Raw genomic sequence first — 14,313 nt, forward strand, 5'->3', positions numbered from 1 at the left:
CATGAGCGAGAAAAACCCCCTGCCGTTTGCCAAGACGCAATCGCGCGCGATGTTGCTGTGGGTGCTGGCCGTGCTGATCGGCTTGCCGTTGATCCTGCCTTCGGCGACCCTGGCCACCGAGATCCTGATCTTCGCCATGGCGGCCCTGGCCTGCAATTTGTTGCTGGGCTACACCGGGCTGCTGTCCTTCGGCCAAGGCATCTTCTTCGGCGCCGGCGCCTACTGCGCGGCGTTGTTGATGATCCACCTGCAACTGGGCCTGTTCCCCGCCTTGCTCGGCGCCGCCGTGGCCGGTGGTTTCCTGGCGCTGCTGGTGGGCGCCCTGGCGATCCGGCGCACCGGCATCTACTTCGTGATGCTGACCCTGGCGTTCAGCCAGATGGCCTACTTCGTCGCCTACACCTTGAGCGACTGGACCGGCGGCGACAACGGCCTGCTCAGCGTGCCGCGCCCGGAAATCCGCATCGGTGACAACGTGCTGCTGTCGCTGGCCGACGCCCGTGCGTTCTATGGGTTTGTCGCGGTGCTGTTCCTGCTGATCTTCATCGGCGCACGCCGGGTCATCGCCTCGCCGTTCGGCAGCACCTTGATGGCGATCCGTGAAAACGAAACCCGCGCCTCGGCCATCGGCTATGACACGCGCCACTTCAAGATCCTGGTGTTCGTGCTGTCCGGCGCGGTCACCGGCATTGCCGGGGCGCTGTACGCGATGCTGCTGCACTTTGTGCCGCTGTCGAACATCGACCTGGCAATGTCCGAGAACATTCTGATCATGACCATCGTCGGCGGCACCGGCTCGCTGTTCGGCTCATTGCTGGGCGCCGGCTCCATCGTGCTGCTGGGGGATTTCCTTTCTGACCTGTGGCCGCGCTGGCTGATGCTGCTCGGAATCATCCTGATCTTCGTGGTGATCTTTATGCGCGGCGGCTTGTGGGGCGGGCTGTCGTCGCTGTTCGAACGCCTGCGCGGCAGCCGCAAAACCGCCGTCGTCGCCAAGGAGGACGTGTTATGAGCATCCTGCTGGAAACCCAAAACCTGGAACTGGCCTACGGCGCGTTCCATGCGGTCAATGGCGTCAACCTCAAGGTCGAAGCCGGCACCATCCACACCATCATCGGCCCCAATGGCGCGGGCAAGACCAGCCTGTTTCACTGCCTCACCGGCGAGCGCCAGGCCACGGCAGGGGCGATCCATTTCGACGGCAAGAACCTGATGCGCAAGCCCGCCCACGCCCGCGTCGGCCTGGGTATGGCGCGTTCGTTCCAGCTCACCAGCCTGTTCCAGAACCTCAGCGTGCGCGAGAACCTGCGCCTGGCCGCCCAAGGCCGTGACGGCGCGCGCGCCCTCAACTTCTGGCGCCGTGTCGACAGCCAGCGCGAGCACCTGGAGATGGCCGACCAGGTACTCGAACGCCTGCAACTCACGCCCCGCGCCAACACCCTGGCCGGCGAGCTGTCCCACGGCCAGCAGCGCGTGCTGGAGGTGGGCATGTCGATCTGCTCCAAGCCCAAACTGTTGATGCTCGACGAGCCCACCTCGGGCATGGGCATCGATGATATTCCGATCATGACCCAACTGATCAGCGACCTCGGCCGCGACCACACGGTGTTGTTGATCGAACACAACATGAGCATCGTCATGTCCATCAGCCAACGCATCACCGTAATGAGCCACGGGCAGATTCTGGTGGAAGGCACGCCGGAATTCGTGCGCGCCGATGAGCGTGTGCGCACTGCATACCTTGGGGAGGCTGCCTGATGCTGATCGTCGAGAACATCCATTCCTACTACGACAAAAGCCACGTGCTCGAAGGCGTGTCGCTGACCGTCAACCCTGGCGAGCTGGTGACCTTGCTCGGGCGTAATGGCGCCGGCAAAACCACCACGCTGCGCAGTATTCTCGGGATTATCTGCCCGCGCCAGGGCCAGATTCACTTCAATGGCCAGGCGTTGGTGGGCCAGAAGATCTTTGAAATCGCCCGCCAGGGGCTAGCCCTGGTGCCGGAGAACCGCGGGATTTTCCGCCTGCTCACCGTCGAGGAAAACCTGCGCATCGCCGTGCGCAAGACCAGCCGCTGGCAGTTGGAGGACGTGTACGGCATGTTCCCGCGTCTCAAGGAGCGGCGCAAAAACGCCGGCCACGCGCTGTCCGGTGGCGAGCAGCAAATGCTCGCCATCGCCCGTGCGCTGCTTAACGACCCCAAGCTGCTGATTCTCGATGAGCCTACCGAAGGCCTCGCGCCGGTGATCGTCGACGAACTGGTGAAGATCCTGCGCAAGGTCAAGGACGACGGCCTGCCCGTGCTGCTGGTGGAACAGAACCTGATGGTCTGCGACAAGCTCGCCGACCGCCATTACGTGCTCGAACAGGGCCGCGTGGTGTATGAGGGCAGCGCCGCTGCTTTCCGCGCCGACCCGAGCATCAAAAACCGTTATTTGGCCCTGAGTGCCTGACCGGAGATTGCAGATGAATAGCTTTGCGCAACCGCTCCAGAGCAACGCCCCGCTGATCAACCGCGACCGCCTGTGGCAATCGCTGATGGACCTGGCCCAGCTCGGCGCCACCGTCAAAGGCGGTGTGTGCCGCCTGGCCCTCACCGACCTCGACCGTCAGGCCCGCGACCTGTTTGTGCAATGGTGCGAGGCGGCCGGGTGCAGCGTCAGTGTCGACGCCATCGGGAACATTTTCGCCCGGCGTGCCGGGCGTAATCCCGCCTTGGCGCCGGTGATGACCGGCAGCCATATCGACACCCAGCCTACGGGCGGCAAGTTCGACGGTTGCTACGGGGTGATGGCCGGGCTGGAAGTGATCCGCACCCTGAATGACCTCGGCATTGAGACCCAGGCGCCGATTGAAGTGGTGGTGTGGACCAACGAAGAAGGCTCGCGCTTCCCGCCGTGCATGATGGGCTCCGGGGTGTTTGCCGGTAAGTTCGACCTGCAGGACACCCTCGACAAACTGGACGAGCACGGCCTGTCGGTGGGTGCTGAATTGCAGCGCATCGGTTACGCCGGTTCGCGTGCGGTGCTCGGCCACCCGGTGGGTGCGTATTTCGAGGCGCATATCGAGCAAGGCCCGGTGCTGGAAGACCAGGCCACCACCATCGGTGTGGTCATGGGTTGCCTGGGCCAGAAGTGGTTCGACCTGACCCTCACCGGCGTCGAAGCCCACGCCGGCCCCACGCCGATGCACCTGCGTAAGGACGCCTTGGTCGGCGCCGCCGAGGTGGTCAGCGCGGTCAACCGTATCGCCCATCAGCACCAGCCGCATGCCTGCGGCACGGTTGGTTGCCTGAGCCTGCACCCCGGCTCGCGGAATGTGATTCCCGGCCAGGTGCACATGACCCTCGACTTGCGCCACCTGCATGCCGACAAGCTGCAGGCCATGGTCGATGAAGTACGCGGTGTGATCGAGACCAGCGCCAAGCGCCACGGCCTGAGTTTTGAACTGACGCCGACTGCCGACTTCCCGCCGCTGGACTTCAACCCCGCCTGCGTCAACGCCGTGCGCGACGGCGCGAGTGCCCTGGGCTTCAGCCATATGGACATCGTCAGCGGCGCCGGGCATGACGCAATTTTCGTCGCCGAACTCGGCCCGGCCGGGATGATCTTTGTGCCGTGCGAAGGCGGCATCAGCCATAACGAAATCGAAAACGCCGCGCCGGATGACCTGGCGGCGGGCTGCGCGGTATTGCTGCGCGCCATGGTCAACGCGGCGCAGGGGGAACAGGCATGAGTGAGATCGGCCAACTGACAGCGGTGCAACTGCTGCAGCATTTTCGTGACAAGACCTTGTCGCCAGTGGAGGTCACCGAAGACGCCCTGCTGCGTATCGAGCGCTACAACCCGGTGGTGAACGCTTACTGCCATGTCGATCCGCACGGGGCACTCAACGCGGCACGCGCCTCGGAACAACGCTGGTTCAAAGGCCAACCCTGTGGCGCGCTGGATGGCGTGCCGTCGTCGATAAAAGACCTGACGCTGACCATCGGCATGCCGACCCGCAAGGGCTCGCGCACCTCATCTGCCGAGGGGCCGTGGGACGTGGACGCGCCCTTCTCGGCCTTGATGCGCAAGGCCGGCGCAGTGCTGCTGGGCAAAACCACCACGCCGGAATTCGGCTGGAAAGGCGTCACCGATAACCCGTTGTACGGCATCACCCGCAACCCGTGGGACACCCGAACCACGGCGGGCGGCTCGTCCGGTGGCGCGGGCGCGGCGGCGGCGTTGAACCTCGGCGTGTTGCACCAGGGCAGCGACGCCGGGGGTTCGATCCGCATACCCTGTGCGTTTACCGGCACCTTCGGCATCAAGCCGACTTTCGGTTATGTGCCGCAATGGCCGGCCAGTTCCATGACGATTTTGTCGCACCTGGGGCCGATGACACGCACGGTGGAAGACACCGTGCTGATACTGCAAACCGTGGCACAAGCGGATGCGCGCGATGGCCTGATCGGTGCGCCGCGTGCTACGCCATGGCTCACGCCAGGTACGGACTTGAAAGGCTTGCGCGTGGCCTACAGCCCCACGTTCGGTTATGCGAATGTCGACCCGCAGGTCGCCAAAGTCGTCGCCCAAGCCGTTGATGGTTTGGTGCAACTGGGCGCGCAGGTCGAGGAAATCGACCCGGGTTTCAGCGACCCACTGGAGGTGTTCAGCACCCTGTGGGCGGCGGGCGCCGCACGCCTGACCGGCTCGATGAGCGAGGCACAAAAACAGCTGCTCGACCCGGGCTTGCTGCGCATTGCGCAACGCGGCGAACAACTCAGCCTGCGCGACTTCAACGACGCCCTCGAAGCCCGCGCCGCACTGGTCGCGCGGATGGCGGCATTCCATGAGCATTACGACGTACTGGTCTCGCCGATGATGCCGATCACCGCGTTCGAGGCCGGGCACAACGTGCCGCCGGGCTCGGGGATGAGTGAGTGGATGGAGTGGACGCCGTTTACCTATCCCTTCAACCTCACCCAGCAACCGGCCGCGTCGGTGCCCTGCGGGCTGGCGGCGAATGGCTTGCCGGTGGGGTTGCATGTGGTGGGCGCGCGTTTTGCCGATGAGCAGGTGTTGCGGGTGTGCCAGGCTTACGCCAAGGCGTTCCCCACCGAACACCTTCAAGCACCGCGCGGGCTCTGAACTGCAGCGTTCGACCGCGGATCGCGCCGTGCATCTGCGCACGCACCTGGCTTATAATTCGCGCTTCATTTTTGTTGCGCGGATTGTTTCAAATGCTATTCATAAGGACCGTTCTGGCGAGCGCAGTGCTCGCCATCCTGCCGACCGTAGCCCTCGCTACAGCGCTGGATTTGACCTATGAAGCGCCTGTTACCGAGGCTGTACCCCAGGCTGCGCCGGCTACGGCCAAATCGTTGTTCCCGGTGACGACCAAGCCGCCGGTGACATTCGACTACACCTGTAAAGGCCCGCGCTGCCAGTATGAAGATGACCTGGAGCAGCGCCACGACGACCAGACGACACACAGTTGGTCTATCGGGATTCAGTAACGACCATTAGCTGGAATGCAATTAGCGGTGGGGACATATCCGTTATCTGGGGATGGTTAATATGGGTTCCTCCCTTACGGCGGGCGACGGGGTGCCTAAGATCAAGATCAAAATCTACAGCACGGCGGCCTAGTAGCCGACCTGAGTGGTTAGATCAAAAGCTAGCCGAGGCGGCCCGACAGCCGACCTGTTCATTGAAGCTGAACTCAATCAAATGTGGGAGCTGGCTTGCCTGCGATGGCATCAACTGTGTCTCACTGATAGACCGAGGTGCCCGCATCGCAGGCAAGCCAGCTCCCACAGAAAAGCAAAGCACAGCAGTCTGGCGGCCGAACTCGGTTAAATTGTGGGAGCGGCGGTGCGACGATTCGACTTGCTCGCGAAGGCGGTGCTTCAGTCAGCTCATTTGTAACTGACCCACTGCATTCGCGAGCAAGCCCGCTCCCACAGTTTTTAATCGCATTCCACTACTAAGCAGTCACACCGATTTATTCCCCAACTGAATCAATGCGCGCAAGCCGCCCGCTGATGTACGTGGAGGTGATTCAGGTTTTAAAGGCAACGCGTCGATTATTTGCTGCAGTTCGCGTCTGTTAACAGGCGGTCTCAAACCTGCCTTATTCATAAACTTTGCAATGCCGTCTTCCCACGGAAAATATATAACTTCGCCCTCGTAGTTCACAGCTATGGGCTCCACCAGCTTCACGCTTTCATTGCCCATCAGAAAAAGTAGGAAGTGTTCATATCGATCATCCGCAGGCGATTTGGAATCATTCTTTACCGACCTATTAAATGAATCCAACACGCGCACGAGCCCCTCCCTTAATTGAAGCAGCTCGGGATTTTTACCATCGCGTACAAATTTCTGAATGGCCTGCTCATACGCTGCTGGTCCTGCATTTTCTTTCGTATCTGCGGTGTTTACTTGTGACTCAGAGGCATGCAGGTCATCGTGACGCGGCCCTGACATGGCCAGGTCGATTGGGGAGTGCGTTGAAGGATTTATCATAAGGATCATGGTCTCTTGGTAGGTCTACGGGTGATGTCTTGCTTACCCCTGTGTGGACTTTTTCCAACGCCAGTTGCATCAGTTTGTGTAACAAGACTAAACCGCCTCTCGCTAAACAGAGGCCGGGGAGTAAACCCTCTGGTCTACAATGCCCGCCCATCATCCTTGGGGGCTCCATGGACATCGAACTGGCACGCACCTTCCTCGAAATCACCCGCTCCGGCAGCCTGGCCGCCGCCGCCGAGAAACTGCACGTCACCCAGACCGCCATCACCGCCCGGGTGAAAAACCTCGAAAGCCAGCTGGGCAGCACGCTGTTCATCCGCAATCGTGCAGGTGCACGCCTGACCGCCGATGGCGAGGCCTTTGTGGTGTACGCCAACCAGTTGCTGCAAACCTGGGAAGCCGCAAAACGTGACCTGCCGCTGCCCGATGGCTATCGCAACGTGCTGCACATTGGCGGTGAGGTCAGCCTGTGCGGCGCTGAGCTTCAACCTCAGGCCGCTGGCGTTGCAGTACATTCTGGAAAATGGCGGCGCCGGGTATTTCCGCACGCGCGTCGTGCAGAGCTACCTGGACAGCGGCGTGATGCAGCGCGTGCCGAAGGCGCCGGAGTTCAGTTTCCCGACGTACCTGGTGTATTCACGGGCGCGGGATTCGGCGGTGTTGCAACAGGCGTTGGGGTTGCTGCGCGAGGTGGTCAAGGCCGAAAGTGACTGGTCGCAACGCTGGGACCCGCTGATTTGAATCACCCTGGGCCTGCGCACATGCTAGCCTGCGGGTGTTTCCTCTTGCAGCCTTACCGATGAACAAGAAAAAGTCCGTCACCATCAGCGACATCGCCAAACGGGTTGGCATGACCACCATCACGGTGTCCCGCGCGCTGAGCAAACCCGACCTGGTCAAGCCCGCCACCCTGGCGCGCATTCTCGAAGTGGCGCGGGAGCTGGACTACGTGCCCAACGCCTTCGCGCGCGGGCTCAAGCGCAGTGAAAGCCTGATCATCGGCGTAATCACCGCCTCGGTGGACAACCCGTTCTACAGCGAGATGATCAAGGCGATTTCCCGCGAGGCGAAAAAGCACGGCTACACCATCATGCTGGTCGACACCGATGAGTTGGAGGAGCTGGAAAGCAAGGCCGTCGACACCTTGCTGGGCTACCGCGTGGCGGGGATCATCCTGTCGCCGGTCTCCGACGAGCCGAGCTACCAGCCCGACTATCTGGAGCGCCTCGGCAACGGTAAAACCCCGGTGGTGCTGCTTGACCGCACGATCCACGACAGCCCGTTCAGCCGCGTGGTGCTCGACAACTATCACAGCGGCATCCAGGCCGCGCACTACTTGCTGCGCCAAACGCCGGACCTCAAGCGCCTGCTGGTGCTGACCGGCCCCGAGCATTCACGCATTACCGTGGAACGCCTCAAGGGCCTGCGTGAAGTGCTCGCCGAACACCCGCACATCCAAGTAGAAGTGCAGGCCGGCGACTACACGCTGATGCCGTCTTACCTGCACACCCTCGACTACCTGGCCGAGCACTCGGCGCCGGACGCGATCATGGGCTTCAACCAGTTGATCACCCTCGGCGCGTTGCGCGCGCTGCGCATGCACAACATCGCCCACGACAGCCTGACCATCTGCGGCATCGACCGCCTGCCCTTCGCCGATATCTTCGGCGTGCCCATCGCGTGCGTGGCCCACGACGCCTCCCTGGCCGGCAGCAGCGCGGTGCGCCTGTTGTTGGATCGCCTGGAAGACCCGTACAAGCCACGCGACAAGGTGGTGATCGCCGGCCAGTTGGAAAACGGCTAGCGGCTGGTGTAACCGCCATCAATCGGCAGGCTGACGCCGCTGATCATGCTCGCGGCATCGCTGAGCAGGAACAGCACCGGCAAAGCGACTTCCACCGTTTCAGCAAATCGCCCCAGTGGAATCGCCGCCAGCGCCGGGTCGCGCTTGGCCGGGTCGGACCAGGCCATGGTGGCCATGGGCGTGAGGGTGACCGTGGGGTTGACGCTGTTGACACGAATCCCAAAGCGGCCCCACTCGGCGCATTGCACGCGGGTGATCGCATCGAGTGCAGCCTTTGAGGCGCAGTAGCCGAGGTGATCATCCAGCGCGACCAGTGAGGCTTGGCTTGAGACATTGACGATGCTGCCGGCGATCTTCGCTTCGATCATCTTTGCCGCCACACGGCTGGCGACCTGGGCGGCAGCGCGGGCGTTCACCTGCATCACCTGGTCGAACGCCTCGGCGCTGATGGCGGCGGCGGGTTCCAGGCGCGAGATGCCGGCGCAGTTGACCAGGCCATGCAACGGGGGCAGGTCTTGCAGGGCGTTGTCGAGGGCGAGGCTGTCGGCGATGTCCAGGCAAAGGCTGTGGCAACCCAACGTTGCCAAGGCTTGCGCGTCGCGGCCCAGCGCGAATACTTCGGCGCCGCTGGCGATCAGTTGCAGGGCGATCTCACGGCCGATGCCGCTGCTGGCACCGGTGACGAGGATGCGTTGGTGGGTGAAGTTGAAGGCTGCGTTCATGGGCACTATTCCAAAAACAATGAGAAGACCCCTGTGGGAGCTGGCTTGTCGGGTCGCCGCATCGCTGCGATAGCGGTGTATCAGTGACAAATGAGCTGGCTGACCCACCGCTATCGCAGGCAAGCCAGCTCCCACATTTCCGGACCGGGTTGAATCAGTTGGCTTGCAGGCTGTGCATGATGGGTTTTAAAGCCGGATACAACTTCAAATACTCGCCAAACGCCCGGTCGTACACCGCGACATTCTCGCGCTTGGGCTGCGCCCTCAACGCCAACTGCACCCAGCCCTTTTCCATTTCCCCATCACTCACCAACCCCACCGTGTGCGCCGCCAGCAACGCCGCGCCCAGTGCCGCTTCCACCTCCTGCACGATGGTGTAGACCGGATACCGCGTGACATCCGCAATAATCTGCATCCACAAATCCGAATGGCTCGCGCCACCCACCACAATCAAACGCGGGTCCAGCGAGTGCGCGCCCTGGGTTCCGGCTTCGATGTTGTGGCGCAGGGCAAAACTCACCCCTTCCAGCACCGCGCGGTACAGGTGGATGCGGCTGTGATACAGGTTCAGCCCGACAAAACTGCCGCTGGCGCGGTCATCCCACACCGGGCTGCGCTCGCCCATCAAGTACGGCAGGAACAACAAGCCTTCGCTGCCGGCCGGGATCGTCATCGCGCTCTGCTCCAGCAACACCAGGCTGTCCTGCCCGGTGGCGTTGGCCTGCTGTTCCTCGGCCTGGCAGAACTGCTCGCGAAACCAGCTGACCGACGCGCCGGCGGTGATCGCCCCGCCGAAGATGTACAGGTCGCGCTGGCCGTTGTAGACGTGCGGCATGCTCACCAAGCCATGGCGTGCATCGACGTGCTGGTTCAAGTAGCCCCAGCACATGCTGGTGCCGATCATCGCCACATGGTTGCCCGGTTGCGTGACGCCCGCTGCCAACGTCGCCATGGCGGCGTCCACGCCACCGGCAAGAATCGGCGTGCCCGCCTGCAGGCCCAGGCGCGTGGCCCAGCTTTCCAGCAGCCCGCCCACCACTTCGCCGGAATACACCAGCCGCTCGGGCATCATCGCCAAGGGAATGTCCAACGCCGCGAGCATCTCTTCGGACCAGCCGCGCTGCGCCACATCGTAGACACCGCCGATATTGCCGGCGCTGCTGTGGTCCACCGCCAACTCGCCGGTCAGGCACCAGTTGATATAGCTGTTGGGCGGCAGCAGGTAGCGGGTTTCGGCCCACACCTGCGGCTGGTGCTGCTTGAGCCAGAGCATCTTGGTGAAGCCGTAGTAGCTGTCCACCGAGTTGCCGGTGACCGCGAACAAACGCTCCAGGTCGACATGCTCACGCACCCACGCCACTTGTTCGCCGGCACGGCGGTCCATCCAGATCAGGCACGGGTGCAGCGGCGTGATCTGCGCATCCACGGCAATCCCCGAGCCGCCGTACAGGCTGCTGATACACAGCGCCTTGACCTGCGCGGCCGCGACGCCAGCCTTGGCCATGCACTGCGCGACGCAGGCCTCGACGGCGTCCAGCCAGACCTGCGGCCATTGCTCGGCCCAGCGCACTTTCGGGGTATCCACGCGATAACCCTGGCTGTGCTGGGCGATGATCGTGCCTTGACCATCCACCAGCAGCGCCTTGGTGCTCTGGGTTCCAATGTCGACGCCCATTACATAGTTCATAGCTCAGACCACCGGCTTCAACAGCACCTTGATCGACTTGGTCGAATTGGCCAGCTCGAACGCTTCGGCAAAGTCGTCCAGCGGGAAGTCATGGGTGACGATGCCCTTGGAGGTGACCAGCCCGCGTTCGAACAGGTCGATGGCAATCGGGTAGCAATACGGGCCAAGGTGCGCGCCGCGTACATCGAGTTCTTTGCGATCGCCAATGATCGACCAGTCGACGCTGGTCTCGGCGCCGAACACGCTGAACTCGACAAAGCGCCCGAGCTTGCGGATCAGGTCCAGGCCCTGGGTCACGCCAGCCGGCACGCCGGTGGTTTCGATGTACACGTCGCAGCCGTAGTTGTCGGTGAGGCCGTTGATGATGTCGCGGGCGTTGTCGCGGGACGGGTTGATCACCACGTCGGCGCCGAACTGCTTGGCCAGTTCGAGGCGCGCGTCGACCATGTCGATCACCACCAGTTTTTTCGGGGTTTTCAGTGCGGCCACCTGGACCATGCACAAGCCCAGGGTGCCTGCGCCGGCAATCACCACCACGTCATCGAGCTGGATTTCCCCGCGGTTGACGGTATGGATCGAGCACGCCATGGGTTCCACCAACGCCGAGTCTTCCAGCGACACAGACTCGGGAATCTTGTGCACGATGGCCGTCTTCGGAATGCGCATGTACTGGGCCATGCCGCCTTCGGCCACTTCACGCTGGAAGCCGAAGATGTTGTGCACCTCGCACATCCAGTATTTGCCCGACTTGCAGAAGCGGCACTTGCCGCACGGTACGATCTGCTCGGCAATCACCTTGTCGCCAACCGCGACTTCAAAGTGTTCCTCGGCGCCCTCGCCCACTTCCTCCACGTAGCCGAAAAACTCATGGCCCGGCACCACCGGCGCCTTGACCCACGGGTTGTCGCCACCCCAGAACATCGCCGCGCCTGAATGGCATTTGCAGTCACTGGCGCAAATGCCGCAGGCGGCGATGCGAATCACCAGTTCATTAGGGCGCGCCTTGGGTTTGCCGATGCGCTCCAGGCGGTAGTCTTTCGGGCCGTGGCAGACGACGGCTTGCATTTCGGTGTGCTTGTCCATGGTGTTCGGTCCTGTCTTGTAGGAGTTTATTTATGGCGCTGACGGCTGATAAAAATCGCCAGCAAAATGATCCCGCCCTTGATCACGCTCTGGACGTAGGGCGAAACGCCAAGCATGTTCAGGCCGTTGTTCAACACGCCGAGCAGCATGGCGCCGAGCAAGGTGCCGACGATGACCCCGCGCCCACCGGCAATCGAGGCGCCGCCGAGTACCACGGCCGCAATCGCATCCAGCTCGAATGACACGCCGGCATTCGGCTGGCCGCTCATCAGGCGGGAAGTCAGCACCAACCCGGCAATCGCCGCCGTGAGGCCGCTGATGCCATACACCAGCAGCTTGAAACGCGCGGCGCGCACGCCGGACAAGCGCACCGCTTCTTCATTGCCGCCGATGGCGTAGATGTAGCGCCCGATGCGCGTGTGTTGCAGCAGCACGTAGGCGGCGAAGTAGGTGATCAGCATGATCAGGATCGGCACTTCAATGCCGAACAGGCTTTGGCGGCCGAAGAAACCGAACCATTCCGGCAACCCGGAAATCGGGTAGCCGTCGGTGTACATCAGGCCCAGGCCACGGGCGATGCCCATGGTCGCCAGGGTGACGATGATCGGCGGCATGTGCAGGTAGGCGACGAACAACCCGTTGCCGATGCCGAAGGCCACGCCGATCAGCATCCCGGCGCCAATCGCCAGGCCGGGCGGCAGGCCCGCAACCATCAACCCCGCCGTCAGGGTGCCGGACAACGCCATCACCGGGCCCACCGACAAGTCGATGCCGCCGGTGAGAATCACGCAAGTCATGCCCACCGCGATAATCGCGTTGATCGACACCTGGCGCGCAATATTCGACAGGTTGCTGGCAGTGAGGAAGTTATCGCTGGCGAAGATCATCACCAGCGTCACCACCACCAACCCCACGAATGGGTAGAACGCCGGCGAGCGCACCAGCCGCGCCAGGTTCAGGCGCAGCCGGCCGGTGTCGCCGGTGTTAATGGACATATTCACTTGAGCCCCCTGTTGCATGGCGCATGACCTCTTGTGGGTTGACGACGGACGCTTCGAGCAGCTTGACGATAGCGCCCTTGTGGAACACGGCGACGCGGTCGCACATGCCGATGACTTCCGGCAGCTCGGAGGAAATCATGATGATCGCGTAGCCCTGTTCGGTAAGGCTGCGCATGAGTGCGTAGATCTGCGCCTTGGCACCGACGTCGATGCCGCGCGTGGGTTCGTCGAACACCAGCACGTCGCAGTGGTGGTTGATCCAGCGCGCAATCACCACCTTCTGCTGGTTGCCGCCGCTTAGGTTGAACACCCGGCTTTCGCCGCTGGGCGCCTTGATCGACAGCTGGCGCATCAGGTCTTCAACGCTGGCGCATTCCTTGGCCTTGTCGATCAACCCGCAAGCGTGCTGGTATTTGGGCAGGTTGTTCAGGGAGATGTTTTCGCGAATGCTGAAGTCGGTGATCAGCCCTTCGCTCTTGCGGCTTTCCGGTAGCAGGCCGATGCCGTGGGCCAACGCCTGGGCCGGATCATCGAGGGTGACTTTTTCACCGCGCAGCCACACCTCTTTGCTCACCGACGGCAGCGCGCCCATCATGCCCAGCGCCAGTTCGGTGCGGCCTGAGCCGACCAGCCCGGCAAAGCCGAGAATCTCGCCTTTGTGCAGTTGGAAGCTGTTGCGCGGGCCGTTGCGCACCAACTGGATGTCCTTGACCTCGAGTAACAGCGGGCCGCGTGCGTTGCTCGGCTTGGGTGGAAAACTGCTTTCCAGGCGCCGACCGACCATCATCTCGACGAGGCGATCGATGTCACTGTCGGCCACATCGGTCACGCCGACATTACCGCCGTCACGCAACACGCTGATGCGGTCGCAGACCTGGAAAATCTCCTCCAGGTGGTGCGAGATAAAAATCACCGCCACGCCCTGGCGCTTGAGCTCGCGCATGATCTCGAACAGCAGCTCGGCTTCGCTGGGCGTCAAGGTCGCCGTCGGCTCATCGAGCACCAGCAAGCGCGCATCCAGGGCCAACGCCTTGGCGATTTCGACAAACTGCTGCTCGGCCACACTCAGGTGCTTGACCGCGCACTGCAGGTCGATGCTCACGCCCAGGCGCTTGAACAACGCCTCGGACGCCTCGACCATCGCGCGCTTGCGCAACAGGCCAAAACGGTTGCTCAGTTCATGGCCAAGGAAGATATTTTCCACCGCCGTGAGGTAGGGAATCAGGCTGAATTCCTGGAACACGATGCCGATACCGGCGACAATGGCGTCGCGGTAGGTGGCGAACTGCTGCGCCTGGCCATCGATCAGGATGTGCCCTTCGTCCTGATGCTCGACACCGCCAAGGATCTTCATCAGGGTCGACTTGCCCGCGCCATTTTCCCCGAGCAAGGCATGAATCTCGCCGCGCTCCACTTGCAGGTTGATGGACTTGAGGGCCTGTACGCCTGGGTAACGCTTACAGATATTTTCCAGCTTCAGAAGACTGCTCATACCGCCGAC

The 14,313-nt window shown here is 62.5% G+C and carries 13 protein-coding genes and 1 pseudogene; 8 read left to right on the forward strand and 6 right to left on the reverse strand.

What is annotated here, in order from left to right; all coding sequences use genetic code 11:
• Window position 1: 1 nt before the first annotated feature.
• The 6 genes from PspR76_RS19420 (at window position 2) to PspR76_RS19445 (ending at window position 5,500) form a co-directional block, all read left to right on the forward strand.
• Window positions 2-1,012, forward strand: a complete 1,011-nt coding sequence (locus PspR76_RS19420) for a branched-chain amino acid ABC transporter permease (protein ID WP_159957874.1) — start codon at window positions 2-4, stop codon at window positions 1,010-1,012.
• The gene (locus PspR76_RS19425; RefSeq protein ID WP_159957876.1) at window positions 1,009-1,758 is read left to right on the forward strand and encodes an ABC transporter ATP-binding protein; all 750 of its coding nucleotides are present in this window, start codon (window positions 1,009-1,011) and stop codon (window positions 1,756-1,758) included. The genes PspR76_RS19420 and PspR76_RS19425 overlap by 4 nt, the downstream gene beginning before the upstream one ends.
• Window positions 1,758-2,453 (forward strand): ABC transporter ATP-binding protein, encoded by a 696-nt coding sequence (locus PspR76_RS19430; RefSeq protein ID WP_138814770.1) that lies wholly within the window; start codon window positions 1,758-1,760, stop codon window positions 2,451-2,453. The genes PspR76_RS19425 and PspR76_RS19430 overlap by 1 nt, the downstream gene beginning before the upstream one ends.
• Window positions 2,454-2,466: 13 nt before the next feature.
• The gene (locus PspR76_RS19435; protein ID WP_159957878.1) at window positions 2,467-3,735 is read left to right on the forward strand and encodes a Zn-dependent hydrolase; all 1,269 of its coding nucleotides are present in this window, start codon (window positions 2,467-2,469) and stop codon (window positions 3,733-3,735) included.
• Window positions 3,732-5,132 (forward strand): amidase, encoded by a 1,401-nt coding sequence (locus PspR76_RS19440; protein ID WP_159957880.1) that lies wholly within the window; start codon window positions 3,732-3,734, stop codon window positions 5,130-5,132. Before PspR76_RS19435 ends, PspR76_RS19440 begins: the two co-directional genes overlap by 4 nt.
• Before the next feature lie 92 nt (window positions 5,133-5,224).
• Window positions 5,225-5,500 (forward strand): hypothetical protein, encoded by a 276-nt coding sequence (locus PspR76_RS19445; RefSeq protein ID WP_174245642.1) that lies wholly within the window; start codon window positions 5,225-5,227, stop codon window positions 5,498-5,500.
• 478 nt (window positions 5,501-5,978) lie between these two features.
• Here PspR76_RS19445 and PspR76_RS19450 read toward each other — a convergent pair whose 3' ends face one another.
• Window positions 5,979-6,518, reverse strand: a complete 540-nt coding sequence (locus tag PspR76_RS19450; RefSeq protein WP_159957882.1) for a hypothetical protein — start codon at window positions 6,516-6,518, stop codon at window positions 5,979-5,981.
• A gap of 167 nt (window positions 6,519-6,685) precedes the next feature.
• On the opposite strand from PspR76_RS19450, the pseudogene PspR76_RS19455 reads away from it, so the two are divergent.
• Together PspR76_RS19455 and PspR76_RS19460 are read left to right on the forward strand one after the other, a co-directional pair.
• A pseudogene (locus PspR76_RS19455) lies at window positions 6,686-7,256 on the forward strand (LysR family transcriptional regulator).
• A 58-nt stretch (window positions 7,257-7,314) separates the two neighbouring features.
• A complete protein-coding gene (locus tag PspR76_RS19460; protein ID WP_159957884.1) occupies window positions 7,315-8,319 on the forward strand; it encodes a LacI family DNA-binding transcriptional regulator in 1,005 nt (334 codons plus the stop codon).
• Here PspR76_RS19460 and PspR76_RS19465 read toward each other — a convergent pair.
• From PspR76_RS19465 to PspR76_RS19485, 5 genes are all read right to left on the reverse strand, one after another.
• The gene (locus PspR76_RS19465; protein ID WP_159957886.1) at window positions 8,316-9,041 is read right to left on the reverse strand and encodes an SDR family oxidoreductase; all 726 of its coding nucleotides are present in this window, start codon (window positions 9,039-9,041) and stop codon (window positions 8,316-8,318) included. The two genes, PspR76_RS19460 and PspR76_RS19465, sit on opposite strands and share 4 nt — an antisense overlap.
• 154 nt (window positions 9,042-9,195) lie before the next feature.
• Complete coding sequence (locus PspR76_RS19470) at window positions 9,196-10,728, reverse strand: FGGY-family carbohydrate kinase (RefSeq protein ID WP_159957887.1); 1,533 nt, start codon at window positions 10,726-10,728, stop codon at window positions 9,196-9,198.
• Between the two features lie 3 nt (window positions 10,729-10,731).
• Window positions 10,732-11,811: an alcohol dehydrogenase catalytic domain-containing protein gene (locus PspR76_RS19475; RefSeq protein WP_159957889.1), complete on the reverse strand. Its 1,080-nt coding sequence runs from the start codon at window positions 11,809-11,811 to the stop codon at window positions 10,732-10,734.
• 26 nt (window positions 11,812-11,837) lie between these two features.
• Window positions 11,838-12,830, reverse strand: a complete 993-nt coding sequence (locus PspR76_RS19480) for an ABC transporter permease (RefSeq protein WP_159957891.1) — start codon at window positions 12,828-12,830, stop codon at window positions 11,838-11,840.
• Window positions 12,796-14,304 carry a sugar ABC transporter ATP-binding protein gene (locus tag PspR76_RS19485; RefSeq protein ID WP_159957893.1) on the reverse strand — a complete coding sequence of 503 codons (1,509 nt, stop codon included), beginning with the start codon at window positions 14,302-14,304 and terminating at the stop codon, window positions 12,796-12,798. Before PspR76_RS19485 ends, PspR76_RS19480 begins: the two co-directional genes overlap by 35 nt.
• Window positions 14,305-14,313: the final 9 nt, after the last annotated feature.

It is taken from the genome of Pseudomonas sp. R76, assembly GCF_009834565.1.
Classification (GTDB): Bacteria; Pseudomonadota; Gammaproteobacteria; order Pseudomonadales; family Pseudomonadaceae; genus Aquipseudomonas.

What these genes read in the sequence shown, in the direction of transcription:
- PspR76_RS19480 (WP_159957891.1), bottom strand. Translation starts at nt 12,830, where the DNA reads ATGCAACAGGGGGCTCAAGTGAATATGTCCATTAACACCGGCGACACC.
- PspR76_RS19445 (WP_174245642.1), top strand. Translation starts at nt 5,225, where the DNA reads ATGCTATTCATAAGGACCGTTCTGGCGAGCGCAGTGCTCGCCATCCTG.
- PspR76_RS19470 (WP_159957887.1), bottom strand. Translation starts at nt 10,728, where the DNA reads ATGAACTATGTAATGGGCGTCGACATTGGAACCCAGAGCACCAAGGCG.
- PspR76_RS19420 (WP_159957874.1), top strand. Translation starts at nt 2, where the DNA reads ATGAGCGAGAAAAACCCCCTGCCGTTTGCCAAGACGCAATCGCGCGCG.
- PspR76_RS19475 (WP_159957889.1), bottom strand. Translation starts at nt 11,811, where the DNA reads ATGGACAAGCACACCGAAATGCAAGCCGTCGTCTGCCACGGCCCGAAA.
- PspR76_RS19460 (WP_159957884.1), top strand. Translation starts at nt 7,315, where the DNA reads ATGAACAAGAAAAAGTCCGTCACCATCAGCGACATCGCCAAACGGGTT.
- PspR76_RS19440 (WP_159957880.1), top strand. Translation starts at nt 3,732, where the DNA reads ATGAGTGAGATCGGCCAACTGACAGCGGTGCAACTGCTGCAGCATTTT.
- PspR76_RS19465 (WP_159957886.1), bottom strand. Translation starts at nt 9,041, where the DNA reads ATGAACGCAGCCTTCAACTTCACCCACCAACGCATCCTCGTCACCGGT.
- PspR76_RS19435 (WP_159957878.1), top strand. Translation starts at nt 2,467, where the DNA reads ATGAATAGCTTTGCGCAACCGCTCCAGAGCAACGCCCCGCTGATCAAC.
- PspR76_RS19425 (WP_159957876.1), top strand. Translation starts at nt 1,009, where the DNA reads ATGAGCATCCTGCTGGAAACCCAAAACCTGGAACTGGCCTACGGCGCG.
- PspR76_RS19430 (WP_138814770.1), top strand. Translation starts at nt 1,758, where the DNA reads ATGCTGATCGTCGAGAACATCCATTCCTACTACGACAAAAGCCACGTG.
- PspR76_RS19485 (WP_159957893.1), bottom strand. Translation starts at nt 14,304, where the DNA reads ATGAGCAGTCTTCTGAAGCTGGAAAATATCTGTAAGCGTTACCCAGGC.
- PspR76_RS19450 (WP_159957882.1), bottom strand. Translation starts at nt 6,518, where the DNA reads ATGATCCTTATGATAAATCCTTCAACGCACTCCCCAATCGACCTGGCC.